The following is a 13,204-nucleotide window of genomic DNA, read 5'->3' as shown; positions in this document are numbered from 1 at the left end:
TCTTTATATTTACTTATTGAACGCGTTCTAAACGTAATTGTGTTACCGTATCTTTCTTAATTGTACCTGTTTTTTCAATGTAATCGATGAAAATGTCTGTATCGACGCCTAAGTATTCAACAAATTTCGTTTCTGTGAACGTCGGGAATTTATCGCCACCGCCAAGTAAGAAATCGTTTAATACTGCTTTGTACGTTTTATTGTCATCAATTTTTTCACCGTTTACGAATACATCTACAACTCCTGATTCGTTAAACGTATAGTTTAAGCCGGCCATTTCTAAACCGTAACCACCGATAAATTGGTCGTTAATCGCTGCTTTTACTTGTTTACCCGTAATTTCGATAATGTTTAACGTATTACCAAATGGTTGTACGGCTTGTGCTGCGCCGCGTGTAATCGTAAATGTATCACCAGATGCTGTTGCATTTAAGTGTGAACGAACGCCACCAGAGTTTGTGAAAGCAAAGTCTACTGCTGGATCGATTGTACGTGCATAAGCAAGTTGTGCATCTGTTACGAGGTTGCCGACTTCAGAACCACCGATTGGATATTGATCTGTCGGACGGACTTTTGTTGGCGCTGTTTTTGATAAGCTTTCAACGTCCATCGTTGCAATCGGTTGATCCATCACTTTACCGACGATACCTTTTGCTTCAGTAACGATACTATTCACTTTTTTCGATACTTTGTTTGAGTTTAACGTTTCTTCTGTTTGCGTATAGTTATATTTCACTTTCGCTGAAGGTGTTGAAACGAAGTCTTTCGTTTTTGTACTTAATTTTCCTGTTACGACTGCATAAGCATCACCGTAGTTATGTGCCTGGACGATACGTACTTTTTTGTATGTGTCATTTGCATATGCATGGTTATGACCGCCGAATACAACGTCGATTGAGTTATCAGGGTCTAATTTATTTGCTTTGTCTAACATGTCGATAACTTCGCCTTCTAGTGCTTTATCATTTTGTGTCGCAATTGAAGAATTTGCTTCTTTATTAACAGAAACAGATGAATGTGCGACAACCGCAATCGCTTTTACACCTTTTTTACGAAGTACTTTCGTATATTTCGCTAACGCTTTACCAGGGTCTACGATTTCGATGTTTTTCGTATGTTGAGCAAGTACGACATCTTTAATGCTCGGTGTAACGATCCCGATAAAGCCGACTTTTACACCGTCCACTTTTTTAATCACATACGGTTTAAAGCCGCTTAGTAATTCGTTTGTCTTTTTATCTTTAATGTTTGCTGATAACACGTCCATATTTGAAGCGCTATATTTATAATCTTTTACAAGTTCATAGTTTTGCGTTACGTTTTTCACAGGTGCGCCACCTTTTAATAAACGCTCGAATTCTGAAATACCTTCATCAAATTCGTGGTTACCAAGTGTTCCTACTGAAAACTTCATCGCATTAGTAATGTTTATCACAGGTTCATCTTGTAATAAACCAGAAATCGCTGGTGAACCACCGACTAAGTCACCTGCTTGAATCGCTAATGAGTTCGTATTTGTTGATTTTAATTTATGTGTTTTCGCAAATGATGCTTTCTCTTGCTCAAAGTTGTAAGCCATTGACGCCATACCACCAATTGCAACACCATTCGGGTCTTTTTTATTATTCCCATCAATATAACCGTGTAAATCATTCATGCTTAATAATTGCACTGGAATTTTCTTTTCAGCTGTCGTTTTTGCTTCTGCTGAAGCGAATGGTGCCGTTGCTAATAATAGCGCTGCGCTTAGTGAAACGATAAACTTCGATTTTCTCATATGTATATACCCCTTTGTTTGTAGTCATCATAAATATAATCATAAGTGGCAATGATTTCAATATAGGATGAAACGCGTTAAAAGTTGTACTTTTACATAAATCACAAATAAATAGTAAACGCTTACATGAATAAAGGCTAAAGGTAGAAAATGCCTTTCGATTTCATAGGCAGATAGTTCCTTTCCTCATATAAATAGGAAAATGTCTATGTTAAAAAAATTATTTTTTAAAATAAGAGGTATGGAATGGACCACATATATGAAAAGCATCATAAACGACATATGTTGTGTCAATTACGAGTTGAAACAAAATAAATATGCCGTCCCTTTATTGATAGCACTTCGCTAATTCATCAATATTTTTATCTGTCGTGCCAGTCCCTACAGCATTGAATTTCCATTCACCTTGATGTCGATAAATTTCCCATACAATGAGCGCTGTTTGGTCAGTATAGTCATCAGATAAGTTAAAGCGTATGAAATCATGCTGTTCGTCAAAAATGCGAATATACGCATTTTGAATCACCCCGAAATGTTGTTTTTTTAATTTCGCACCGAAAATATTGACGACAAATACTAAGCAATTAAAAGTTGTAGGTATTTCTTGCAGCCTTACAACAATTTGTTCGTCATCACCTTTGCCTTCGTTAAATCTACTTTTTGTCCTTTTACTAGATTAATCATATCGTTCGCCACCTTTATTGAAGTTACTTCTATTATATAGAAAATAATAGAGTGGAAAGGAGAATGATGTTTATTTTAGCGATATAAATGTATAGATGAAGAAAAATAGTACCATCATAACGAGAATAAAGAAGTTTGATAAGACAGATGCTTGAATAAAGAGCATTGCTAAGAAACATACGAGTAATAATGCGAGCATCATAAAATGCCCTTTTTTTAGTTTTGCATGTGCATGGCGATATACTTGGAAGACGAAAAGTGTAGCAGCTACATACATCGTCATGGCAATAACGATAAACCAAATGATGAAAGTGATATGCATTTTTTCTTCAAACAATACTCTCACCGCAATCGTTAACATACTAATAGCCATTAAAATAAAGAGGTGACCGTAAATAATACGTTGCCCGGTTGATCGAATCGTTTTATTAACTTTGAAATCGAGATTGTCAAAGTATTGCCATCCCATTGAAACGATTAAGATGAAAAATAATGCGCCATATAAAATGTTATACCAATCCCCAGGGTGTGGTTGAATAATAACAATCGTACTGACAAGCATTTCACCAAATAAAATCGTTGTAAATTGGCTAAATCGCTCGATTAAATGCTCACTGTCGACTGGGCTATGCATTAAATATTTACGTCCGAACATCGGCACGATAATATCGACAATGATGCCTAAATACAGTACGACATATCGCCACGTGTCATCGAAAAAGATCGCACAAAGAGAAATAATGATACCAATCCAAAAATATTTGCCTAAATAACGCGCAACTTGTTGTTTAGCACCCATCTCAACTTTCGCTGCAATCACATATTGAATTGCTGTTAGTGCACGCAATCCTAAATAACCGATTAAAAATGGTAAGAAATACGAATCAAAATCGGTAGAAAGACTGGCAATCATGACGAGGGCAAAGATCATTTGCAAAATCATAAATAATCGATGGTATAAACCATCTTCACCAAATCGGTTTGTAAATAATGTTTGGCCAACCCAGCTCCACCAAATCGGTACAAAAATGAGCACAAATTTTAATATATATGAAAATGGAATTTCACCATCTTCTACATGAATGAGTACACTTGTGACAGTCGCAATGGCCGCAACAAACAGTAAATCTGAAAATAGTTCTAACCAAGTTACTTTTTTACTCTCCATATCGTTCCTCCTTTAAATAGGCATATTGTGTGATGGAATATTTAATACTATAACACGAGATGAATAAGTATATTCACTCGTTATCGTAAAGATGACTATCAATTACTAGAATTATGGGAAATATAATCAATTTTTCATGATGTTTATCATTATATATTTTAAGGAAAAAGTTTTCTTCTAAACAAAAATTAGGTAAAATACTAATGAGAGTAGGTGACGAGACTGAAAAAAATAAAGTATATGAGTGTGATGGCTCTTACGATGGCACTTTTAGCAGGATGTGGCGATGCGAGTTTTGATAAAGAAGATGCCGCCAATTATGCAGAAAAAAGTACTGTAGAAGAAACAAAAGCAGAGACAGAAAAAACATCAAACCAAAAAGAGAAAGAAGTTGAAGCTACAAAAGAAACTACGACAGAAGAAAAGCAGGCTACGCAGTCTCAGCCAACAACACCAGCACCAACTGTTCCGAGCTATCAACAGATGAGTGGCTATGTTTACGTGGCAACAGGACGGGTGGATGATGGTCTGAATTTACGACAAGGTCCCGGTGTGAAATATGACAAAGTATTGTCTTATGAAATGCCAAATGGCACGATGTTGCTATTAGAAGGGAAACAAGGTGACTGGTACAAAGTAGCGGTCGAAGGTAGTCATGTAGAAGGCTGGGTAAACAGTAAATATACATCGACGCATATGCCAAGTTATACGGAAAATCACTACGATACGATTTATGTAGCCATTTATGGTGATACGTTGGCATTGCGTACAGGTCCAAGTCCGAAATACGGTAAAATTGGAGATCTCGTTTATTCTGAGCCGTTATATGTTTATCGTACATCTGGGAAATGGTCATATGTATACGCCCCTTCACAAGAGGCATATGGTTGGGTGAACAGTAGCTATACATTAAGTTCGTTAGAGGACGCAATACAAGAAACATCAACTACTACAATGACGGTAAATGTGCATAACGATACACTTGTTTTACGTAGTGAGCCAAGTAAAAATTCGTTACAAGTGGACCGATTAGAAAACGGTACAGTCGTATATGTTGAAAAAGAGCAAGGTGTTTGGTACTCAGTATATGTACCTTCAACTAGAGCACGAGGTTGGGTGCATAGTGCATTTTTAAAATAATATGTTATTAAGAGGCTGGGACATAAGTATAAAAACACCATCTCAAATGAGCATAAAAAGAACCGGAATCGCGCTGTGGCGCGGTTCCGGTTCTTTGTTGCGAACGCTAAAAAAGGAAAATGAAATGTTTTGTCCCAGCCTCTTTAATTTATAGAAATTATCTATCGCAGTATCAACTATAAACATCCAAAAAACTTTTCAATTACAAATTTTAGGATTTTAATAGGTTTTAGAATGAATGAAAATTATGCATAATATTGAAAAATGCTTCGATCGTTTGAACATGACTTGGTCGAAAGTATTACTTTTAGCGATTGTGACCGCGGTATATACAGCGCTGATCCATCAAGTACCGTTTTTAAAAGATACCTCATTCCAGGATATCGCTATTTATTTGGACTGTTGGATTCTTTTCGCTGTATTTATTATCGTGAACTGCGAAGAATGTTGGAGAGCGGCACTTAAATGCTTTGTATTTTCCTTTGTGCGTTAGCCTTTATTTTTCATCAAGGATGGGGATATTTCATTATTATAATTGCAGGTTGAACGCAATTATTAAATTTAAAAGCAAAATAAAAGATCTTAAGCAAGAAAACCTTAAGACCTTTTTTGATAAGTTATATATTAAAGTTTATTTTTGATAAGCTGAATAAATGCTTTCCGATTTCTTGGATAGTCATTCATTTGGACAAGTTGTTGCTTGTTTAAAAGGCTACTGACTTCAAATAACCAAGGCATATCTAAATGTGCCTGTTGCAAAATTTCTGGGCGCTTAAATAGCTCAACAGGATTGCCTGTATAAATAATTTTTCCAGCACTCATTACGATAATCATATCTGCCCATTCATAAGCAAAATCAACGTCATGCGTAGATAAAATGATTGTTCTCTCATCTTGATGAAACGCATTAAAAAGTTGCATAATTTGTTTTGAATAGTATCGATCAAGCCCAGCAGATGGTTCATCTAATATTAAAATATTTGGCTTCATGGCTAAGACACCAGCAATAGAAACACGTTTCTTTTGTCCTAAACTTAAAAAATGAATAGGTTTTTTGCGTAAAGACTCAATTTCTAATTTTTTAATTATGGTATTTACACTTTTTTCTACTTCTGCACTAGACCACCCTAAATTTATCGGTCCAAAAGCAATATCTTGCTCGACAGTTCCAGAAAATAACTGTGCATCAGGGTCTTGAAATACGATCCCAACTTGTTGGCGGAGACGTTGCAAACCTTTACGAGAATAGTCAATCGGTTCATCATTAATAGTAATAGAACCATTTGTTGGTTTTAATAGACCGTTAATATGTTTGAAAAATGTTGATTTACCTGCGCCATTGTTTCCTAATAATGCTACTTTTTTTCCTTTTGGTATTTGAAGAGATAAATCTTGTAGTGCAGCTGTGCCATCTGCATATTGAAAGTCTACATGTTTAAATAAAATCATATTAATTTCCTTCCTATATAGATTGTAATAATACCTATCATGCTAATGATAATTATTATCCAATTGTGTTTGTTAAACGTATAAGTAACATAGTTGTTTGAAATTTCTTCGTTGTAGCATCTAGATATCATCGCTTCATTTAATTTTTTTGAACGCCAAAAGACATCGCGAAATAACGCAGTAATAAGAAGAGCAACAGAGTTCAGCCACAAGGTGTTTCTCTGATAACCAAGGCGAGATTGTTGGGCTTCATATATTTGTTGCATACTAGCTAAAAACACAAAAATAAAGCGGTAGGTTAATTCACATAATTCAATAAAAATTAATGGCATTTTTAAACAGCGCATAGTATAGGTAATGGCACTAATTGGCGTTGTTAATGTTAAAAAATAGAGACAGCTTATACTTGCTAATACAGAGAAAAATAAATGATAAGCTGTTACAATACTTGTTTTGCCGATAAATATATACAGACTGGAAATTTGCCAAATTGCATAATATTCTAATAAAGGTTTTGTCGTTGTAAAAGAGAAAATAATAGATGTAATACTTGTAAGGAGAAAAAAACCTGGTAATAATAAGAGCTTACAATAAATCGAAAATGGTATTTTTGCGGCGGATAAAATAAAAGCACTCATTACGATAAACGTAATGAGTGAGATACATACATCCTTAGTAATGATTGAAAATAATAAGAAAAATAATGAAAATGTTATTTTTTCAAATGGATGCACATGGTTAAGCCGATTTATATAAGCATATTGATCAATAAGAATCAATTTGCAGATTGATCCTTTTTAAAGCGCCCGCGCATTAAGCCGAAAAAGTATCCTGCAAATCCTGCACCTGCTGCCGCTTGCAGTGCAAATAATAAGCTTTCAATTTCACCACTTGGCGGTTCCCAAATACTTGAAAACCACGGCTCATATTCTTTATCAATTTGTGTAATTGCTGTCTCTGCTTGAGCATCTGCTCCACTAAATTCAGCACCTTTTTGGAGAAATAAAGGCACAATCGCTAACACAATAACGATTGCAACTAAAAGTAAGTTTTTTTTAACCATTAAGCTACCTCCTTATTTTTCTTGAAAATATTTAACGCTTTTAGTTCTGCCAAATTATATTTGCGTAAGAAGTTCATCACAACAACTGTTAAGAGACCTTCACTAATTGCTAATGGAACTTGTGTAAAAGCAAAAATACTTGCAAATTTACCGAATGAAGCTAATATTCCCCCCGCTTCTGAAGGGAAAGCTAAAGCTAGTTGTAAAGAAGTTACAGTATATGTACCAAGATCACCTAACATTGCCGCTAAAAATACAGCAATAGAAAATGACCAACCCATTTTTTGTGCACCTTTAAAGACATACCAAGCAATAATAGGGCCTGCAATAGCCATTGAAAATGCATTAGCGCCTAATGTTGTTAAGCCGCCGTGTGCTAATAGAAGTGCTTGGAAAATTAAAACAATTGAACCAATCACGCTCATAGCAAGAGGTCCGAATAAAACTGTACCTAGACCAACACCTGTTGGATGGGAACAACTACCTGTCACAGATGGAATTTTTAATGCCGATAATACAAAAGCGAAAGCTCCAGATAAACCAAGTAGCATTTTAGTTTCAGGGTGTGTTTTTACAGTTTTAATGATTGAACGAAGCCCCATGATAAAGAACGGCAACGCTAAAAACCACCAAAATAAGGCCCATTCGATGGGTAAGAAACCTTCCATAATGTGCATTGCATTTGCACGCGTTGGTACTAGCAATAATACGGGTGTAAAATACATAAGCTTTAAAAATTTCTTCAAAGAAAATCCTCCTTTTTTTCTGAGGATATGCACAAAAAACCTATTCTTTTTACAGAATAGGTTAAAAGACAATAGAAAAAAGCTGTCTTTCGTACACCTATCCTCGTAGGTCGAAATGAATATTTTATGGCAGGTCTCCTGGCTTCGCTTCAACATATTTACAAACCTTCCCATCTATTAGACAGTGGTATTTTTTGTAAATACTCCACTTTACAGTTGCGGGACAGCATTGGATTTGCACCAATTTCCCTTTTAAACAAGTATGCAAAACTTGTACCATAAAATTTATGAAATTGTTTGACATTTCCCAAAAATCTTACCACGGAATTTTTATTATTGCCAATAAGTATTTTTTTAAAATTTTATTTTATATGAATAAATGATACATAAGACAGCATTTTAAGATTTTTTTAGCAGTATTTGAGGTATATTAATCTTTTTAAAATAGAATTTTCTGAAAAAGTGATTGAAAATCAATAATAATATATTTATAATTGTCACAAGATTTAAAAATTACATAAACGATTACATTTTAAAAGTGCCTATGTTAGGTTAAAAGGGAAAATGGTGAGATGCCATTACAGCCCCCGCTACTGTATAAGTGTTAAAACGATCATAACCATTGGCTATTAGCTGAGAAGGGATCGGTATAAAATGCACTTGAGTCAGGAAACCTGCTTTTAAAATCGTACAAAGCTTTTCGGAGGGAAGAGATTTGAACACACTGATAGTGCCGTACTTTATTTAAGTGCGCCTATATTAGCATGTTCAACCTCTATTCTATTTATGAATAGAGGTTTTTTTTACTCTAAATTGCCATCGTTATACATAGGAGGATTAAAATGACAACTTGGAATTTAAATGGCGTACAGTCTCATGTATTGATTTGTAATGGAAGTAGTTGCATGCGTAAATTAGGCGAAGAAATCACTCAAAAAATCCGTGCAGAAATTACAGCGCGAGCGTTAGATCATCAAATCCATACTTCCAGAACACGCTGTAATGGTCGTTGTAAAGATGCTTGTGTTGTGATTCATTATCCAAAAGGTGATTGGTATAATATCGCTTCGGAAGAAGAAGCTGTACAATTCGTTGCTGATTTAGCTGGACAACAGACAACACTCGTACCACGGATCACATTTGACGGACAGCAATTTGCTCGCAATGAAACAACAAATGCGATTAAAGGCATTTTAAAAACAAAGGAGCAGATATAATGACGCAAGGAAAATTATATGTTGTTGGTTTCGGCCCAGGGGATTTTGAACATATTACAAACCGAGCAGTAGAAGTCTTGAAAACGTGTGATGTAATTATTGGCTATAAAACATACGTCGATTTAATTAAAGATTTAATTACAGCTGAGGCAGTTATTAGTACGGGCATGACTGAGGAAGTATCTCGTGCACAAGAAGCTGTAAAGCAAGCTGAAACAGGTAAATCTGTCGCTGTTATCTCTAGTGGTGATGCTGGTGTGTATGGTATGGCAGGACTTGTCTATGAGGTGCTAATTGAAAAAGGGTGGACAGAAAAAACAGGCGTCCCTATTGAAATCGTACCAGGTATTTCAGCGATTAATTCTTGTGCTTCACTATTAGGTGCACCCGTAATGCATGATTCTTGCACGATTAGTTTAAGTGATCATTTAACACCGTGGGATTTAATTGCAAAACGTATTGAAGCAGCAGCGATGGCTGACTTTGTTATTGCATTTTATAACCCAAAAAGCGGTCGCCGTACTCGTCAAATTGTAGAAGCACAGCGGATTTTATTAACATATCGTCACCCTGATACGCCAGTGGGACTTGTAAAAGGTGCTTATCGAGAAACACAGCACATTAAAATGACCACACTTGAACATATGTTAGATCATGAAATTGGTATGTTAACGACAGTCGTTGTCGGAAATTCCTCAACTTTTTTCTACGATGGCAAAATGATTACACCACGTGGTTATCAAAGGAAATACACGCTAGGTGCTGAGAAACAGCCACTTAAACCACATCAACGTTTGAAAAAAGAAGCAGAACCATGGGCAATGAATCAAGAAACAGGACAAACATATGAACTACAAGATAAAAGTAATTCAATATTAGCTCAAAAGCAATCCATTCAAAATGTAATGAATCCATTATTATTTGCTGAAGAAGCATTAAAACTTGTAGGCAGTTCGCGCGTCGAAACGAAACAATACGTACATCAAAAAATAGAATCTATTTTTGAAGTAGCTGTTAGTCCTGGAGTCGCTAATAAAAAAATTACGCCACAGCAAATGCTTGTATTGGCAGATATTGTCGGTGAAAAAGGTACGATGGAATATACACCAGAACATGAATTTATTTTACGTATTCCGACAACAGCACCTGAATTAATTACGGAGCGTTTAAGTAGCGCTGATTTGTTAATTGCACCAGTAGGCGATGTGGCGAAAATCAAAGCATGTGACTTTTGTGATGGAGAAAAAGCAGATGCTATTCCTTATGCTGAAGATTTACATAAAACACTTGGAGGTATGGCATTGCCAAAGACATTAAATATTGGATTTAATGGTTGTGGCATGGCATGTTACAAAGCAGTAATGGATGATATCGGTATCGTTTATCGTAAAGGCGGATTTGATGTTTTTATAGGTGCGAAACCAGTCGGACGTACGGCGCATCCAGGGCAGCCTGTTGTTGAAGGTTTGCCGAAAGAACAGCTTTTACCATTGATTGAATCGATTATTGAAGAATATAAAGCAAATGCGCATCCGAATGAGCGATTATTTAAATATTTTAAACGTGTGAAAAAAATTGGTGATTTTATTTATCAAGATATCGCACCAAAAATTAAAATTGCCCCAGCACCATGTGGGGATTAGGAGTGTATATATGAAGACAGCAGTTTTATTAGTAGGACACGGTAGTCGATTAGGCGCAGGTAATGAAGAAGTAAGACAATTTTCAAAGCGTATCAAGGCTCAAATAGATGATGCATTAATTGTAGAAACATGCTTTTTAGAATTTGAACGACCAAATATTGCAGATGGTATGAAAGCATGTGTAGATCAAGGTGCTGAAAAAATTGTCACAATTCCAATTATGTTACTACAAGCAGGGCATTCTAAAATTCATATTCCAATGGCTATTGATGAAGCGAAAAAGCAGTACCCTACAGTAGATATCACATATGGTCGTCCGTTAGGGATTCATGAAAGTTTAATCGATATTTTACACTATCGTTTAATAGAAAGTGATTTTACAAATGAAGATATTGATGATACAGCTGTTTTATTAATTGCTCGTGGAGGAAGTGATGCTGACTCAAATAGTGATTTTTATAAAATTGCCCGTCTACTTTCTGAAAAAATTGGCATTCGCAATGTAGAACCAGCGTTTATGGGTGTTACTTATCCCAGTGTAGATGATGGTATGGCACGCTGTGAAAAATTAGGTGCTAAAAAAGTATATATGTTACCTTACTTTTTATTCACAGGAATTTTAATGGAACGTATGGCTGATTGGAAAGAAAGATATGTTGCACAATATAATATGGACATTACATTATGCGATTATTTCGGTTATCATCCATTACTTGAAAAAGTTGTTTTAGAACGTATTAAGGAAGCGTTAATTGGTGCTGTAAAAATGAATTGTGATACATGTACGTATCGTATTAATGCTTCTGAATTTGTAGATCACCATCATCATCATGACCATGACCATAATCACGATCACAAGGAAGTGCAGTATTAATGTTTTTGTTAGCAGGAACGAGTGATGCTCGTACTTTAGCTGTTCGCTTAAATAATCAATATAATGTTTTAGCTACGGTCGTAACGGAGTCTGCCGCACAAAGTTTGATAGATGTAGGAGTTCAAACACATATTGGACGTTTAACAGCAGAAGAAATGGCTGAAAGAATTATTGTACGTGGGGACGAAATGGTTGTAGATGCTAGTCATCCATTTGCCGAAGAAGCATCTAAAAATGCACAACGAGCTGCTCAAATAGCTGGTGTGCCATATTGTCGTTACGAAAGAATATCTGAAAATTATGAAAATAAAAATATTAAAATTGTAGAGAACTATGAACAAGCTGCTTTAGAAGCATTAAAAAGAAAAGGAAATATTATGTTATTAACGGGTAGCAAAACATTACAAATATTCACAAAATATTTACTTGATGTAGAAGGTATTACACTTACAGCTCGTATGTTACCTCGTATTGATAATATGGAAAAATGCAATGAACTCGGCATTCCTCAAAAAAATATTATTGCGATGCAGGGACCATTTTCAGCAGAATTAAACACAGCACTTTACAAGCAATATGATACGACTTTAATGATTACAAAAGAAAGTGGCAAGGTCGGTTCAGTAGATGAAAAAATCACGACAGCTATTGCACTTGGTATAGAAGTTATTCTTATTGCACGTCCAAAAATAACTTATGAAAATATGTTTCATACATTTGATGAAATAGAACAGTTTATAGGAGGAATTTTACAATGAATAGCGATCAAAAAGAATTATTTATTAATACAGACAACTTTAATACAGATTTTACCCCACTCACAGTAGAGCCCAATCGTATTTATGAATATAGTTTTGAAACGATTTTAGAAGAATATGGTCCTCATCATTACTCAGATGATGAATGGTCAATTATTCGTCGTATTATCCATGCTTCTGCAGATTTCGAATTAGGAAAAAGCGTGATCATTCACCCTGATGCCATTCAAGCAGGCGTGGAAGCAATTCGCGCAGGGCGTCCTGTAATTGCTGATGTTCAAATGATTCAAAGTGGTTCGGGCCGCAAACGATTCCAAAAGCATGGTGGTGACTTATATTGCCACATTGCTGACGAAGATGTAGCAAAAATGGCAAAAGAACATAACACAACACGCGCGATTATTTCAATGCAAAAAGCAGCACGTCTTCATGAAGGGGGCATTTATGCTATTGGCAATGCACCTACTGCATTACTTGAATTGATTCGTTTAATTCGTGAAGGTATTGCAAAACCCGATTTAATTATTGGGATGCCTGTTGGATTCGTTTCGGCTGCCGAATCTAAAGAAGAGTTGTCAAAAGTAACAGAAGTTCCATTTATTACAAATGTTGGGCGTAAAGGCGGTAGTACGGTAACCGTTGCTGCACTCAATGCAATTTCTATTTTAGCTGATCGTTCATAATT

Annotated in this window: 12 protein-coding genes, 1 pseudogene and 2 riboswitches; of the genes and pseudogenes, 6 read left to right on the top strand and 7 right to left on the bottom strand. The window is 35.5% G+C overall.

Annotated elements, in window-relative coordinates; genetic code table 11:
* Window positions 1-13 precede the first annotated feature (13 nt).
* From KMHG_RS09270 to KMHG_RS09260, 3 genes and pseudogenes are all read right to left on the bottom strand, one after another.
* Complete coding sequence (locus tag KMHG_RS09270) at window positions 14-1,777, bottom strand: bifunctional metallophosphatase/5'-nucleotidase (protein ID WP_010288948.1); 1,764 nt, start codon at window positions 1,775-1,777, stop codon at window positions 14-16.
* 328 nt (window positions 1,778-2,105) lie between these two features.
* Window positions 2,106-2,429: pseudogene (locus tag KMHG_RS09265) on the bottom strand (TerD family protein); the annotation flags it as partial.
* Window positions 2,430-2,531: 102 nt separating this feature from the next.
* Window positions 2,532-3,629, bottom strand: coding sequence for a low temperature requirement protein A (locus tag KMHG_RS09260; RefSeq protein WP_010288945.1), 1,098 nt, complete (start codon window positions 3,627-3,629; stop codon window positions 2,532-2,534).
* Between the two features lie 261 nt (window positions 3,630-3,890).
* Between KMHG_RS09260 and KMHG_RS09255 the strand changes: the two genes are divergently transcribed.
* A complete protein-coding gene (locus KMHG_RS09255; RefSeq protein WP_010288944.1) occupies window positions 3,891-4,769 on the top strand; it encodes an SH3 domain-containing protein in 879 nt (292 codons plus the stop codon).
* Between the two features lie 624 nt (window positions 4,770-5,393).
* Here KMHG_RS09255 and KMHG_RS09250 read toward each other — a convergent pair.
* From KMHG_RS09250 to KMHG_RS09235, 4 genes are read right to left on the bottom strand one after another with little or no spacing between them, the layout of a single operon-like run.
* Entirely contained in the window at window positions 5,394-6,218 is an 825-nt protein-coding gene (locus KMHG_RS09250) for an energy-coupling factor ABC transporter ATP-binding protein (RefSeq protein ID WP_010288942.1), read from the bottom strand.
* Window positions 6,215-6,997, bottom strand: coding sequence for a cobalt ECF transporter T component CbiQ (gene cbiQ, locus KMHG_RS09245; protein ID WP_010288941.1), 783 nt, complete (start codon window positions 6,995-6,997; stop codon window positions 6,215-6,217). The genes KMHG_RS09250 and cbiQ overlap by 4 nt, the downstream gene beginning before the upstream one ends.
* Window positions 6,994-7,281 (bottom strand): energy-coupling factor ABC transporter substrate-binding protein, encoded by a 288-nt coding sequence (locus tag KMHG_RS09240; RefSeq protein ID WP_010288940.1) that lies wholly within the window; start codon window positions 7,279-7,281, stop codon window positions 6,994-6,996. The genes cbiQ and KMHG_RS09240 overlap by 4 nt, the downstream gene beginning before the upstream one ends.
* Window positions 7,281-8,006, bottom strand: a complete 726-nt coding sequence (locus KMHG_RS09235; RefSeq protein WP_044504625.1) for an energy-coupling factor ABC transporter permease — start codon at window positions 8,004-8,006, stop codon at window positions 7,281-7,283. Before KMHG_RS09235 ends, KMHG_RS09240 begins: the two co-directional genes overlap by 1 nt.
* 132 nt (window positions 8,007-8,138) lie before the next feature.
* Window positions 8,139-8,323, bottom strand: a riboswitch (cobalamin riboswitch).
* A gap of 223 nt (window positions 8,324-8,546) precedes the next feature.
* Window positions 8,547-8,723: riboswitch (cobalamin riboswitch) on the top strand.
* Window positions 8,724-8,869: 146 nt separating this feature from the next.
* Here KMHG_RS09235 and KMHG_RS09230 point away from each other — a divergent pair.
* From KMHG_RS09230 to KMHG_RS09210, 5 genes are read left to right on the top strand one after another with little or no spacing between them, the layout of a single operon-like run.
* Window positions 8,870-9,244: a (2Fe-2S) ferredoxin domain-containing protein gene (locus tag KMHG_RS09230; protein WP_010288938.1), complete on the top strand. Its 375-nt coding sequence runs from the start codon at window positions 8,870-8,872 to the stop codon at window positions 9,242-9,244.
* Window positions 9,244-10,887: a precorrin-3B C(17)-methyltransferase gene (gene cobJ / locus KMHG_RS09225; protein WP_010288937.1), complete on the top strand. Its 1,644-nt coding sequence runs from the start codon at window positions 9,244-9,246 to the stop codon at window positions 10,885-10,887. The genes KMHG_RS09230 and cobJ overlap by 1 nt, the downstream gene beginning before the upstream one ends.
* Before the next feature lie 10 nt (window positions 10,888-10,897).
* A complete protein-coding gene (locus KMHG_RS09220) occupies window positions 10,898-11,761 on the top strand; it encodes a sirohydrochlorin chelatase (protein WP_010288936.1) in 864 nt (287 codons plus the stop codon).
* On the top strand, window positions 11,761-12,519 hold the full coding sequence (gene cobK / locus KMHG_RS09215) for a precorrin-6A reductase (RefSeq protein ID WP_010288933.1): 759 nt from the start codon (window positions 11,761-11,763) through the stop codon (window positions 12,517-12,519). The genes KMHG_RS09220 and cobK overlap by 1 nt, the downstream gene beginning before the upstream one ends.
* On the top strand, window positions 12,516-13,202 hold the full coding sequence (locus KMHG_RS09210) for a precorrin-8X methylmutase (RefSeq protein WP_010288931.1): 687 nt from the start codon (window positions 12,516-12,518) through the stop codon (window positions 13,200-13,202). The genes cobK and KMHG_RS09210 overlap by 4 nt, the downstream gene beginning before the upstream one ends.
* Window positions 13,203-13,204: the final 2 nt, after the last annotated feature.

The organism is Kurthia massiliensis, assembly GCF_000285555.1.
GTDB classification, from domain to species: domain Bacteria; phylum Bacillota; class Bacilli; order Bacillales_A; family Planococcaceae; genus Kurthia; species Kurthia massiliensis.
The sequence above is the reverse complement of the archived record's forward strand: the minus strand, read 5'-3'. Positions and strand labels throughout refer to the sequence as shown.

Coding starts and splice junctions, on each gene's coding strand:
- KMHG_RS09255 (WP_010288944.1), top strand. CDS start 3,891: ATGGCACTTTTAGCAGGATGTGGCGATGCGAGTTTTGATAAAGAAGAT.
- KMHG_RS09235 (WP_044504625.1), bottom strand. CDS start 8,006: ATGTATTTTACACCCGTATTATTGCTAGTACCAACGCGTGCAAATGCA.
- KMHG_RS09270 (WP_010288948.1), bottom strand. CDS start 1,777: ATGAGAAAATCGAAGTTTATCGTTTCACTAAGCGCAGCGCTATTATTA.
- KMHG_RS09250 (WP_010288942.1), bottom strand. CDS start 6,218: ATGATTTTATTTAAACATGTAGACTTTCAATATGCAGATGGCACAGCT.
- KMHG_RS09220 (WP_010288936.1), top strand. CDS start 10,898: ATGAAGACAGCAGTTTTATTAGTAGGACACGGTAGTCGATTAGGCGCA.
- KMHG_RS09210 (WP_010288931.1), top strand. CDS start 12,516: ATGAATAGCGATCAAAAAGAATTATTTATTAATACAGACAACTTTAAT.
- KMHG_RS09260 (WP_010288945.1), bottom strand. CDS start 3,629: ATGGAGAGTAAAAAAGTAACTTGGTTAGAACTATTTTCAGATTTACTG.
- KMHG_RS09240 (WP_010288940.1), bottom strand. CDS start 7,281: ATGGTTAAAAAAAACTTACTTTTAGTTGCAATCGTTATTGTGTTAGCG.
- cobK (WP_010288933.1), top strand. CDS start 11,761: ATGTTTTTGTTAGCAGGAACGAGTGATGCTCGTACTTTAGCTGTTCGC.
- cobJ (WP_010288937.1), top strand. CDS start 9,244: ATGACGCAAGGAAAATTATATGTTGTTGGTTTCGGCCCAGGGGATTTT.
- KMHG_RS09230 (WP_010288938.1), top strand. CDS start 8,870: ATGACAACTTGGAATTTAAATGGCGTACAGTCTCATGTATTGATTTGT.